Annotated in this window: 13 protein-coding genes; 2 read left to right on the forward strand and 11 right to left on the reverse strand. The window is 48.0% G+C overall.

Annotated elements, in window-relative coordinates; genetic code table 11:
- Nucleotides 1–63: 63 nt before the first annotated feature.
- The 5 genes from NOC_RS15695 to NOC_RS15715 form a co-directional block, all read right to left on the reverse strand.
- Nucleotides 64–1,080: a potassium channel family protein gene (locus NOC_RS15695; protein ID WP_002812605.1), complete on the reverse strand. Its 1,017-nt coding sequence runs from the start codon at nt 1,078–1,080 to the stop codon at nt 64–66.
- A gap of 72 nt (nt 1,081–1,152) precedes the next feature.
- The gene (locus NOC_RS15700; protein ID WP_002813692.1) at nt 1,153–2,415 is read right to left on the reverse strand and encodes a vWA domain-containing protein; all 1,263 of its coding nucleotides are present in this window, start codon (nt 2,413–2,415) and stop codon (nt 1,153–1,155) included.
- Nucleotides 2,405–3,451, reverse strand: a complete 1,047-nt coding sequence (locus NOC_RS15705) for an AAA family ATPase (RefSeq protein ID WP_011331110.1) — start codon at nt 3,449–3,451, stop codon at nt 2,405–2,407. Before NOC_RS15705 ends, NOC_RS15700 begins: the two co-directional genes overlap by 11 nt.
- A 109-nt stretch (nt 3,452–3,560) precedes the next feature.
- The gene (locus NOC_RS15710; RefSeq protein WP_244859993.1) at nt 3,561–4,058 is read right to left on the reverse strand and encodes a DUF4124 domain-containing protein; all 498 of its coding nucleotides are present in this window, start codon (nt 4,056–4,058) and stop codon (nt 3,561–3,563) included.
- A 232-nt stretch (nt 4,059–4,290) separates the two neighbouring features.
- Nucleotides 4,291–4,575 carry an HU family DNA-binding protein gene (locus tag NOC_RS15715; RefSeq protein WP_002813503.1) on the reverse strand — a complete coding sequence of 95 codons (285 nt, stop codon included), beginning with the start codon at nt 4,573–4,575 and terminating at the stop codon, nt 4,291–4,293.
- A gap of 205 nt (nt 4,576–4,780) precedes the next feature.
- Here NOC_RS15715 and NOC_RS15720 point away from each other — a divergent pair, with 205 nt between their 5' ends.
- Complete coding sequence (locus tag NOC_RS15720) at nt 4,781–5,242, forward strand: RrF2 family transcriptional regulator (protein WP_002812688.1); 462 nt, start codon at nt 4,781–4,783, stop codon at nt 5,240–5,242.
- 133 nt (nt 5,243–5,375) lie between these two features.
- Here the strand turns inward: NOC_RS15720 and NOC_RS15725 are convergent, their stop codons facing one another.
- From NOC_RS15725 to NOC_RS15750, 6 genes are all read right to left on the reverse strand, one after another.
- Nucleotides 5,376–5,996: a hypothetical protein gene (locus tag NOC_RS15725; protein WP_011331111.1), complete on the reverse strand. Its 621-nt coding sequence runs from the start codon at nt 5,994–5,996 to the stop codon at nt 5,376–5,378.
- Nucleotides 5,986–6,612: an SCO family protein gene (locus NOC_RS15730; protein WP_011331112.1), complete on the reverse strand. Its 627-nt coding sequence runs from the start codon at nt 6,610–6,612 to the stop codon at nt 5,986–5,988. Before NOC_RS15730 ends, NOC_RS15725 begins: the two co-directional genes overlap by 11 nt.
- A 210-nt stretch (nt 6,613–6,822) precedes the next feature.
- The gene (locus NOC_RS15735; RefSeq protein ID WP_002813498.1) at nt 6,823–8,322 is read right to left on the reverse strand and encodes a cbb3-type cytochrome c oxidase subunit I; all 1,500 of its coding nucleotides are present in this window, start codon (nt 8,320–8,322) and stop codon (nt 6,823–6,825) included.
- Between the two features lie 38 nt (nt 8,323–8,360).
- Nucleotides 8,361–8,891 (reverse strand): cytochrome c oxidase subunit II, encoded by a 531-nt coding sequence (locus tag NOC_RS15740; RefSeq protein ID WP_011331113.1) that lies wholly within the window; start codon nt 8,889–8,891, stop codon nt 8,361–8,363.
- Between the two features lie 380 nt (nt 8,892–9,271).
- Complete coding sequence (locus NOC_RS15745) at nt 9,272–9,781, reverse strand: FMN-binding protein (RefSeq protein WP_036526395.1); 510 nt, start codon at nt 9,779–9,781, stop codon at nt 9,272–9,274.
- Between the two features lie 123 nt (nt 9,782–9,904).
- Nucleotides 9,905–11,356 carry an OprO/OprP family phosphate-selective porin gene (locus tag NOC_RS15750; RefSeq protein ID WP_231561864.1) on the reverse strand — a complete coding sequence of 484 codons (1,452 nt, stop codon included), beginning with the start codon at nt 11,354–11,356 and terminating at the stop codon, nt 9,905–9,907.
- Nucleotides 11,357–12,197: 841 nt separating this feature from the next.
- Between NOC_RS15750 and NOC_RS15755 the strand changes: the two genes are divergently transcribed.
- Nucleotides 12,198–12,602, forward strand: coding sequence for a DoxX family protein (locus tag NOC_RS15755; protein ID WP_011331115.1), 405 nt, complete (start codon nt 12,198–12,200; stop codon nt 12,600–12,602).
- Nucleotides 12,603–12,635: the final 33 nt, after the last annotated feature.

Consider the following 12,635-nt stretch of genomic DNA (forward strand, 5'->3'; position numbering starts at 1 on the left):
TCCAAACAGCGCTGAGATTATCTCTATAACATGCTGACGATTATTGACAGAGGCGTAGTGTTTTTAAGTTCGGGTATCACTTTGCTGCTTAAGCCAAGGCCAGCCCGTTTCTTGCGTCAGCGCCAGCCAGAGGGCGCGGCGCTCTGCTAATTCGGCCAAATTGAGTTGAAACTGCTGCTGAGCAATAACTGGAATGCCGTGTTCAGCTAAAGTAGAAAGATTCGGTGAAGGGGGAATTTTCTGAACCTGCTTGATTGAATAAGTACGCACCATAGCCTGCAGGCAGGTCGATAGTAACTGACGAGTCGGATGAAGTAAGCTGGGCTGGAGGAAATATTGCTGCCTCTGTTTAAGGCCGTAGATCACAATAGTCAGCGCTTCATCCAAAGCCGCTAAGCGCAGGCTGATTACCTCAGCGGGGTTAGAGGTGTGGAAATAGTTCAGCACTGGGTAGGTGACGTAGTGCTGCTTCAAAATGGCGAGTTCAGGAATCAGCATAATCAAGTACTGTTCCAAGGGTTGCCAATTTTGACCATTCCAAGTATTAGCGAGGATAGCCTGTGGCGTTGCGCCGAGGCTAAACAGCGTCAGTGCCACCATGCGCTTGTGTGCCGTCGCCTGCACGATGGGGACTAAATAGGTAATAGAAAAAGTCACCAGAAACAATCCACTCAGGGAGGCTATCGCAGTCAGTACCTGCCAGAGGGCACCTTGGGGAGCATAATCGCCTGTGCCGAGGGTAAAAATAGTAAAGCCGGTAAAATAAATGTGGGCCCAGAAATCGGCGGGCAGGTGTGTTTGGCTATGGAGCACTGCCTCAGCACTGCTCCAAAATATCAGCAACCAACCAAGCCACAGAAGGCAGATCCAGACAGCGACTACTGCTAATACAATCTGAATGCCAAAAAATGACCGCAAACAATGTGATATACGGAGACCGCGCCGGCGTAGAAGACGCCAGAGCAGTTGTGCGATGCGGTTAGTCAAGGGCCCCCCTGATTCGCCTAAGGTAGTCCAAAAAATTTCAAAGACCAAGAAGAAAAGTATCACCAGGCCTAACAGAAGACTGAGCCAATCCATAATAGCCTCTTATGAACTTAAATAGTTTGGTCAATTTTTACTTATATTAATCAATGTATTATCTTTCCAAGCTTAATTAAGCTGTATTCTTCGCCCCCACGGCACTTGGGCTTTACCCTTGACCAGCCAGATGACGGGATAAGGGGGCTCTGCTTGCGGGAATGGACCCCGGGCATCGGTAAAATAAAGCAAAACGTCCGGATAGAGTCCTTCACGTGCTTGCCAGGCAAAGGGAGGCCGAAAGTCGGTATCGCCGCCACCGGGTAAATTTTCTGGCAGGGTCAGTCCTTCCCAAGATTCATAAATCCAGGGGCCTAGTTCGCACAGGTCGGCATCGCAGGCATGGAGAGTTACGCGGGCACAAAGTTGACCCTTTAGGGCGCTGACTTCGGTAAGAAAACTCTGCAATTGCTCATCATGAATGGAACCGCTGATATCCAGTACGATCGCCAGATCTATTTGCTGAGAGGCGAGACGGGGTAAAATTGCCGGACCTTCGCGGCGGGACGGGCGGGCAAAGCTGTAGTCATTCTGGGCAGCCGCACTCAAGTACTGCGCAAGTAACTGCCGCCAAGGAAGCTGGGGGCGCCCTAAATTCCCAATAAGGCGCCGCAATGGACCGCTTAGCTTACCGTTCTGCAAGGCTTGCTGGGCAAGACTCACAGTCCGCTGTTGCCACAAGCGGCCAAGCTGTTCCCGTTCCATTTCGGTTAATGGGGGTGGCGACCCGGAAGCGGAGACTTGGGATGAGGGAAGGAGACGACCGTCATAGACGGGCGGGTTGTGCCGCTCTGGACCATGGATACTCCAATCTTGACTGGCTGGATTGAGATCAGCGGGGGCATTGGAGGGCGAGTCCTCGTGGTCATAGACGTGCTGATCAACCGTTTGCAGTTTTGCTCCCACGGGGAGCAAAGGATAGATTTCTTCGGCGCTGAGGGCACGATAATCTTGCTTGAGCAACACCCCAGGCGGAGGCTCTAATCCCTCTCGAACCAGTAATTGATTGACAGCATAATCGCAGGCTGCATTCCAACGGCCTAGATGCCGGCGGCCGCGGCGGGCAAAATGGCATAAAGCGCAGTGGAGGGCCTCATGAGCCAGAATAAATTGAAGCTGCTCGAAGGAAAGCCATTCCACATAGGCAGGATTGTAGTAAATGGCGCGGGCATCCGTGGCGGTGCTGCCGCACCACTCGGGGCTGGCTTCCCGTAAGGGAAGATGCAGCACCAAAGCCCCCAGAAAAGGCCGTTCCACGATAAGGCGCGTTCGGGCAGCACTGAGTTTAGTATGGAGCTTGGTCTCTTTGGACGCAGGCGCTATTTTATCGTTCATAAAGCATTAGATCGGAAACCTGCCGCGCCCATTTGGCAAATTCAGGATGCTTCAGCAGGGGACGGCCGATGGCCCGGAACATTTCAGTAACGAGCATCACGCCTATCTCCCGTTCTGGTAGCCGGGTGGCATAACCCAGGATATGGCCGTAGATCTGGTGCGCTTCATGGCTATTCCTGGCATCCACTGCGCGGCGCACCAAGGTAGCGGCAACCCCATATTGGAGATCCAGCGCTTCTGGAATGGAAACGTCTTTTCCTCGCAATATTGCTTCCACATCGGGCATTTGCGCCATATTATCAATAAAAGCCTTGAGTTCTAAACCGGCTCCAGGACCCACACAGGCTTGCAGGGTCTCTAGCAGAAGTTCTGGAATATCCTCGAATTTTTGCAAGGCCCGATGGGCATATTCCCAGGACCTGGGAGTAGGGAAAGCAAGGGGGTTTTGATTAGGGTCAAAATCGAACAGCAGTTCAGGCCGATACAGTAAAAACCCAATCAAACGTTGGTCGATACTCCGATGAGCTGCCCAAGTAACCCAATCGCCTATATGGGGCTCGATTTCATAATGAGTAAAGCGATTAGCAAGGGGGGCAGGTAAGGTATAAGTAATCCCTCGATCGCCCTGACGATTACCCGCCGCCACGATCGCCCAACCTTCTGGAACAGTATATTCTCCTAACTGGCGATCCAGGATAAGCTGGTAGGCAGCGGCTGAGACCGTGGGGGGGGCCGATGTTAACTCATCCAGAAATAGAATTCCTTCAGACCCGTGGCGCTTTGAGTTGGGCAGCATGGAGGGGATAGCCCATTCTACCCAGTGATCTATCCGAAAAGGGATTCCACGCAGATCAGTCGGTTCAAGCTGCGATAAGCGTAGATCAATGAGTGGAACCCCAAAGCTATCCGCTACCTGAAAAAGAATCTGGGATTTGCCCACACCCGGCGGCCCCCAAAGCATTACAGGCGTATGCTGGCCGTTTCGGACTGCGGTAAATTCTCGCTTAAGGAGTGTGGTAATTTGTGAAGGGCGCATAAGGTTTTTCCGCTGATCAATCCCTAGTATCGCTCAACCGCTACTCAAAAGGCGAGGCGCAGGAATTCGCGCCCACGTTTTGGGTCCGTATCGTTATTAATATACTTGTTTAGTCGGCTTTGAGTATCAAGCCGCCTGCTTTTCGATGGGAGGGGGAACCATGCCTATCTCCAGGAAGGAATCGATTGGCGTGCTTTTTTCGATGATGCGTTGCATGGTTACCTTTATGGTGCCGGCTTAGTCTATGTTGGCGTCCATGATGCTTTAGGTTGCGATGAAAAAAATACGGATAGGCGATGCCATATTGAAACCGATCCGGTGTATTCACATATATAACTTGCGGTGAAGTGGGTTGTTGTGCCGCCTTTTGTTTAGCTTTTTCCAGCTTTATTTTTTCTCGTTGAATATATTTTTGATGTAGGCGCTGCCATTGGTTAGCTATTGAGTAATAATTATTTTCAACGGCAGGATAAGATGAAGGCACTTGGATCAGGGTTACCTGGGTTGCAGAAGAGCTGGGCGCTTCATCTGAATAATGGGTAACCCCCTTGTCATCGATCCATTTATGTACATTCCTGGCAAAAACCGGCCCTCCTAAAGAGATCAAAAATAAGATTATTGTGATTATTAAATATGGGGATTTATTCATAATCTATAAGACCACATTTACAAGAAGCTGGTTCCCTCATAGCAGAGCATTACAGAAACGCAGAAAAGAAAAAAATTGCGGCTAATTACTTATTTTAATATTAAAATTTCCCTAGCAGAAAGGAGAAATGTCCCTGCAAACAATGGGCATACTCTTGGACCACTCCGCCTGCAGGGCAAAAATGACAGAATTACTGTTTCCGCTGTTGTACTATTTCCTTGAGCGCTTTACTAGGCTTAAAGGTGGGGGCACTTTTTGCTTGTATGATTATCACCTCTCCGCTCTGGGGATGGCGGCCGGAACGGGCAGCTCGTTTTTGCACAGAAAAAGAACCAAAGCCTACTAAATTAACCCTCCCCTCTTCGCTTAGAACTCCAGTGATCGTCTGGAACAGCGCATTTACAGCACGCTGGGCTGTCGCCTGGGAAAGGTTTGCTTTTAAAACAACAAAATTAACTAGCTCAGTTTTATTCATCCTGATATCTCGATATCCATACTACTACTCTATTTGGGAAATGCCATAAACAACTCCTAGCGACTATCTCCTCAAGCCGTAGGGAGGGTTTCGCTCATTCACTATAGGATGTATGGCCTATTGATTGACTTAAAAATGCCCGAAGCATAAACTGTATTTCTAATCTATAATTAGAGAGAGCCTAGTTCTTAGTAAAGGAAAGGCAATGCAACTGACACAATATACGGATTATTCATTACGGGTTTTAATTTATCTCGATCTTTATAATAAGGAACTTGCTACTATTAGTGAAATAGCCAAAAGCTATAATATTTCCCGTAATCACCTTGGGAAGGTAGTCCATAACCTTGCAAACTTAGGTTATATTGATACTACCCGAGGAAAAGGAGGCGGCATGCGGTTGTCGCAAGCGCCCGAGAACATTAATATAGGACAAGTGGTGCGACAGACGGAGGGACGATTTGACCTGGCTGAATGTTTTAATGCCGCACACAACACTTGCTCTATTTCCTCTTGCTGCGAATTAAAAAATGTCTTTTGGGAAGCCCGTTGTGCATTTATCGCAGTGCTAGACCGCTATACATTGGCCGATATTGTTAAGAATAAAAGCCAGTTACGCTCCTCGCTCCAGATTGAATGGTTTCCTCCTAAAGCAGCGAGTCATTAAGTCGAGAATGCATGTTGCCGAAATCTCCAAGTTCTGATCTGGAGAATATATTGCTTTATTTCTCTTGGTAACGCGGAGGTACCGCAAAATTACTCACCTAAATATAGCGGTGCGATTCCCGCTGTAATATTGATCAGGGCGACTTATTTTTTTCCGAGAGCGATGGACTGGATGCCAACATTTTAGGCTTTTTCCACTTTACGCCAAATAAAACGCGTAATGTCCAATTCACAGCCCAAATACCTCCAAGAATTAATAAAGCCCGGCCAAGTATACGCTGTTCCCCAAGTAAGTAATTAGCACATAAGCGATCCGGAAGCACCACATATAACCAGCCTAAACGCATAAACATCGCCCAGAACTCTAGCATCAATACTCCTCGGGCAATGAAGTTAAGCTGAAACCAACTCAGGCTAAGCGCAGTACCAACAAATAATGGGATACCAATAAATTTGGCGATTTCAAAAAGCGGCTCTGAAATGGCCGCATCTAAGGCACGGGGCAGCATCCAGTAAAATACAGTCACAACGACTAAAATCATACCGGAGATACCCCACCGATTCCATGGAGCAATTCTACGCTTTAGCTTTTCCGGGAAGGTTTGACCCAACCACCATCCCAAAAAGGCTAGAACTGGTAACTGCACCAGCATGTGGGTAATCATACTCATCTCTAGGGCATGCCGTAAGGGCGGCAACGCTAGCAATCCCCAAATCAGGCAAGGCAAATACCAACTCCGCTTACTAACCTTCACCAACGTCCCCTTCAACAAGAGCCATAGTCAAATAATCCTGCAATTTGGGGTATTCTTCAACCCCAAAAATGGCTACTAGGCGCCCTTGGGGGTTAATGACATGGTAACCCGCAGTATGGGTATAACCGCCCATTCCATCGGGAATAACCGTTACCTTAAAGAAGTCTAGAATCGCCTTTTTCTCAACAGTATGAGTGGGGCGCGCCGCAGCCCAATATTTTCCTTCGCCAGAGAAATGGGATAGATGATGTCGGAGCTGCTCCGGGGTATCCTTTTCTGGATCAAAACTAATACTCAATAAGCGCAGCCTATCTTTATCCAGCGCTTTTTCAAACTCTCTCTGAAGATTCCCCATGCCGCTGCTGAGCGTTAAACATGCGCTCGTACAGCTAGTGTAAATAAAATCCACAACCACATATCGCCCGTGCCAATCACCCAGTGCTAGTGTCTTAGCATTCTGATCCTCCAAATGCCAGTTGGGGACTGGTTTTGGATGCTCGCGCACTTCGAGGCGGCGCGCAGTTTCTGCGGTAAAGGCCCGACCCCCGTCTGTGCCTACCCATAGCGCTGTCAGGCCCGCTATTGCCAAGAGCGTACTTAGAAACAGAGTTCTCATTTCTCAATCCTCCTCATTGAGGCTGCGTGGAGCGATTAGACTCCCGTTAAATGAGATTTATCCCTTACACTCTCCAAGCTAGTATAAAAAACTGATAGATAAAAGCGGCGCGCTTCCCTATTGCAAAGAAACGCAGCCGCTATTCATACTAACCTCTAGAATTATCAGGTGCTTATTCATTTCCTGAATCCTAGACTTACCTGCTACCTTTTAGTGGGCGGGTGCAAGTGCAGGATCGGGAGCTTTCGGAAGTACAGTAAGCACACGCAAGGTAAATAGCAAAACACCCACTATCACTAATACCGCGCCCAGAGTACTCCATTGCGCATAGGGAACCCACTCTTCTAAGTGAACTGCCCAGCGACGGGGAATCCCGCTAGCACCACTAGCCAGAAATCCTCCTACGAACAACAAGGCTCCTCCCACGAAGCTGTAAAATCCTAGCCGTTCGGTTAAAGGTGGTTTTTCTTCCTGAGCGCCATTGGCTCCATTAAGAAGATAGAAAGTAAAACCAAAGATCATGGGCAACACGCCTAGCAGCAAATAAAAGTGGAAGTGGCCCGGCACCCACATGGTGTTGTGTAAGACCCGGTTAAAGGAAACCATGGAATCAACAACTGCCGGAATGCCTCCCGCAGCCCAGCCAAATATGGAAAGCATCAGCAGCTTGGCAGAGGTATTCCACCGAATCCCAGAGCGATATACAAGCATCAGTGCCCCATAACCGGTCACCACCATTACAGGCAAACCGCTGCCATAGGAAAGTATCTGCGCCCCTATCATGGCCCACTTTGGCATGGGGAAATCCATGTACAAGTGATGGGGATAGACGCTCATGACCATGAAAACGATGGCAAACCAAGCAGCGTAAAATACTTTTGAGGTCTTATAAGGACGGCCGGTGTAACGAGGCAGTAATTCATAAATAGCCACTACCGCAGAATAAATTGCCACGTTGATAATCACATGACCAAAGAAATAAATTAAGTTCTTGACCAGCAAAGGATCGGGCTTGAATTCTGGGTTATAAAGATTGACCAGCATCATCACCAACACCACCGCTCCTGCCGCAATACCGATAAAATCAACGATGAGCACCATGGTTCCCGCGACCACGGTCGCTGGATGGTAGGGATTCAGCGGCTCCTTGCCAAACAACTGGGGTAACCCCAGTGCGCGGCCAAAGCTACCATAGCTGGAAAGAATGGCCCGACCAAAATCTAAAAGGAGAATAAGAAACCCGGTGCCAATAATAAGCAACCCCAGCAAAAATGCCGCGGCTGCCCCAGTGGACCAAGCACCCATGGAAATACCTGGTAAGGGGTATAAAAATGTCCAGGCGCCACCATACTTGCCAAGAAATACGGACCCTAAAATAATGACTACACCGGTGAGGAAAATGCCAAAATTGATCCAAAATATCTTAGTGCTTAAGGGCACATACTGACGCAGGAAATACCATAGCACCGCCATTCCAGCAATTGCTGCTATACCGATCATGCCAGCGCCATGGACCGTCATAAATTGGTAAAAGACATCCGCTCCTATTGGCGCCATGTTGCCTTGGGCAGCACGCAACGTCGCGCCCGCCAGCATCATTAATAAGAAAACCAAAAATGCAGCAATCAGGTGGGCTTTCACCGCCACCAGGGCACCTTGGTTCTCCGCTTCACTATAACTAATTTTATTGCTTACTGTTGTTGTACTCATGACCGTCTCCGCTACTCTCTCCTCTATGTTTCAAAAGCCTAGTTGGCAGCTTCCACCTTTAATTCACTCATCATGACATGGTGCGCCAAGCCGCAATATTCTAGGCAAAAAATGCGGTATTTTCCGGGTTCATCAAATGTATGAATTAACTTGTTAGTATAATCAGGCATTGCCTGAACTTGGGCGACGAGTTCTAAATCTTCATTATAGACCCCAAAACCATGGTTAACATCAGCCCCAATAACCCGGAATTCCACAGGCTTACCCGCAACGACGGTATCAGTACTCATCGTCCAATACCACTGATGTCCACTCACATCGACTTGCTGATAATCATCACTGGAATAAACCTTGGCTTGAGAGGGGATGGGAAAGGGAATGAGTGTTCCCAAAGTTAACGCAGTCCCTAAAATAATTAGGAATATAAACCACTTACCGCGAAAGCTATACCATTTTTTACTAAAAGACGAATACTCCTCCTGGAGCTTAGAATTACTAATAACAAAATAAAACACCCCAATGAGCAACACTGTGCCGAGGAGTGTTATATACGAAGCAATTGATTGCATTGTGCTTATCCTTCCTCATAGACTCGGTCAGAATCTGAAAACATATATTTGATATAGTTCTTTGTCAACTAAGGCGAGGGAATACATTCAATATGTTTTCCCGGGGCTTCATGGCTGGAAGCAATGATTATTGGAAGCTACTATCATTAGCTGGATCTAATTGGCCTGCAACGTTAACCCACTTGCCAGCCTTAGCCTGCCCACCGTAAGTATGAGAGAAAGCTGCTACCGTGTCTATCTCAAGGTAAACCAGGAACGATAGCAAACGAAACTATCAAAAGCACCTCGCCCACCGCTGGCTTGGGGTTGTCATCTCTCGCTCTCTACGGACGAAAGCGCCTAGATAGAAAAAAATTGTTTAATACCACAGAGCTTGTTTCTCAATATTTCTCTTTAATAACAACTTGATAAATGGCCAGCACTTTACGGGCGCTGCTCACCGCCGCCCGCGAACTTAGGGTAGCGCCAGTGATACCCTGGATTCCGTAATTAAGATTAAGCTCAGTGATTTGGCGGTGATAAAGCTGCGCAAACCAACGTTGCGGCGGCTGATATTCCGGAGGCTCATGGAAAGCAAGGGTGTAAATTTTATCCAGCTCGCCCCTAGAGGTAAGAATAATCAACAAGGTTTCCGGCTTAGTACGTACCGTATGGGACTCAATCGCTGCATAGCCAAGGAGCTCGCCTTCATTTCGCCCCACATAAAAGGTAAACAGTTTAGATTCCAGTTTAGCCCGGGCAAGCTGCTCGATTTCTTCTACTTGGGAATCAGTCAGAAATAGAGACAATATCTCGACTTGGGCTCCTTTGCCAAAAGCCAGTTCCAACGCCTCTTTTTTACCGTAATAAATAGTACCAATAGCGTTTCCCGCTACGAGGACTGCTATCATTGCTCCCGCTATGAGAAAAAAATGCCTCCCGTTTTTAAGCGCTTTCATAAATTCCAATATAGGCATGGCAGGACCCATAAAAACGGACCCTGCGCAATACGATAGGCAAATAATACCTTTACATTAAAAGATAAACCCAAGCCCCAGATTAAACTCATCGGCAGCAGAAGGGTTGCCATCTCTACCTACGAAGTTACGATAATCCGCCTTAATAACCACATTGGGAATAGGTTTATAGTTGATACCTACCTGGTAGATATCCTGATTGATACCGCCTTTATCCGAAAATCCCGCCGGAGCGCTGGCAATAGTATTCAGTTGCTCAAAACGGAAGAAAGGGGCCAGATACTGGATGGTTTCCGGCCACACTAACGGTAACAAGTTATAAGCCAGCTCCGTGTACCAACCAAAATTGCTCTCGCCGATGGTTTCCCCCTTGGCGGCACTAAGCGCTTCGGCATCACCGATATGCCCCCAGGCCCCCAGAGCCCGTAACCACCAGCCTCGGTATTGCCACTGGAGGTGGCCCTCATAGAGCTGAGTAAAGACATCCAGATCTTGCCCCCCATAGCTTTGATCTTGGCCAGAGTTACCCGCATAGGCGGAGCCCCCAAAGGAAAGTCCAGGCATTCCGGGAGGCGCATAATCCATGCGGCCCACAAAAGCTAAATCTTCCGCTAAAGCTTTACTGCCACTTTGGCGACCATCGCGAATACCCCTGGAGCTGAATTCTTCAGCGTTCAGTCCATTCACTCCGTACATGGTATAGGTTAACCCTGGCAGCAGCTCGCCAAAAAGGCCCACGCCAATCTCGCGCCAGGTGCTGGGAATAATTCGCCGCTCAACCTCAGGACGGTTATTTCCGAAAAAGAAAGGCGGTTCATGGATGAGGTTGATAAACCCCATGGGCATCAACACCAAACCGGCACGAATATTAACTCTCGGATCAAGAAAGAAATCAAGCGCTGCAAACTCGACGGAAACTTCGCCCTTCTCCTCAGCCCCTTCGCCGGTAGTCCCATGCTCAAACTCAATCTCACTGTTAAAGATGATCCGGTCGGTGAACTTATACCCAGTATAAAGTACTAGCCGGGCAAAATCGGCATTATCGTCCCCATCTCCATTCACAAAAGTTTGATAGCGACCTTCACCATAACCACCAATAGATAGTCCTTTACCGACTTGATAAACCTTGGAAGCCGCCGGCCCTAGACCATACATACTTTTATATTCGAATTCTTCTGGAATATGCATGGCGGTCCGCAGACTTTCCACCGCTTCAGCGAGCACACCCGTTTTGTGTTCCAGTTCCTTAACCTGAGCTTTTGTCTCTGCATTCTCCTCAGAAGTAGAGGTAGTTGTTTTTGTGGCTTCTTTAGTTTTCTCGGGTACTTCTTTAGAAATTTCCGGATGAGCTTTCTCAGTTTCTAGGGGTTGGGATTTCGCTTTAAGCGCTTCAATTTCTTGTTGTTGCTGCTGAATGATCCGCCACATTTCTTCCATGGTTTGGGGCATTTCCGTCGCTCCCAAGGGTAAGCTTACAGCCAGTGTGAGCGCGGCTAACCCAACTCCCACTAAGCTTTCCTTCTTCCTCACTAATTTTATCCTCTCTCGAAAACATTACGGCAATAGCCGAAAAAAAGTGGCACAATTAACATAAGATAAGGTTAAAATGCAAATTATTATCATTAGTTAACGCTTTAACTTGTTAATTGAACGCTGGCATAAGGAATGGAGCTTATTAGGTTAACAACTAATTTTAAAAATTGCCCTACTCCTAATGAACTGGAAAGGCGCCCTGTCAGCTGCAGGAGAAATTCTTCTCTCCAGAGAATCCCCAGCACCGGCTGTTCAAATTATCATCAGAGAAGATTAGCCTTTTAAGGATTCGAGGCTAGCCGAGCCTTGGATTGAAGCCACCTCCATCCGGCTTCCGTCCAGTACTTATGGATTGATATAACTGTTATTTTCCACCAGGGACCAGAGCTGAAGCACCGTACCGGGTAAATGTTCAGCTAGAAAGAAGAAACGCCAAGAGCTAGCAAGTCCTCTAGCCACGTCTCATCCTCGCTTCTAGTATTAGAAATTGGGCTTCGGAGTGTTGCCGAGATTGTTGAGCATAAAGTCCCGGATAATAGCCGCTTTTACGCGCTCCTCCTAGTGCCCAGAGCGTGCATAAGGAGAGCAGGGAGGGTAGAGTCTCCGCAAACAGGGTGTAGGCTCCTCAATGGCAAATGGCCTGGATCGGCCCCGGCCCGGTGGCTTTCCTTAAACACCGCATCCCAACCCACCGTTAGCCCAAGTTTCGTGACATGCTCAGAATTATTATTTTATTTAATAAAATAATAGGGTAGATTAATAAAATCTTAAGAAGAACAGTATAAACCGCGAACAGAATGGAAAAAGGATAACGCTTATGAGTATGAATTGGGGGATGGCCGCCGATGGTCTCGGTAAATTGATTTTGCGACTCACTCTGGGCATTTTGGTGCTGTTCCATGGGATCAACAAAATTACCTATGGTATTAGCGGGATCGAAGGCATGCTGCAAGGAATAGGCCTGCCAGCTTCCATCGCCTACGGGGTTTATATCGGCGAAATACTGGGTCCCATTCTTTTGTTGCTGGGTTGGTACGCTCGCCTTGGCGCTGGACTCATTGCCATTAACATGCTCTTTGCCCTTTTCCTGGCCCACCGCCCAGAACTTCTTAACCTGACTCCGCAGGGCGGCTGGGCTTTAGAACTGCAAGGAATGTTTTTATTTACTGCTCTGGCCTTAATTCTAACGGGCCCTGGCCGGTTTAGTCTCAACAATCGCTAACGGGCGCGGGCACCAGGCGCTACTCTGGTAGGT

It is taken from the genome of Nitrosococcus oceani ATCC 19707 (genome assembly GCF_000012805.1).
Lineage (GTDB): Bacteria > Pseudomonadota > Gammaproteobacteria > Nitrosococcales > Nitrosococcaceae > Nitrosococcus > Nitrosococcus oceani.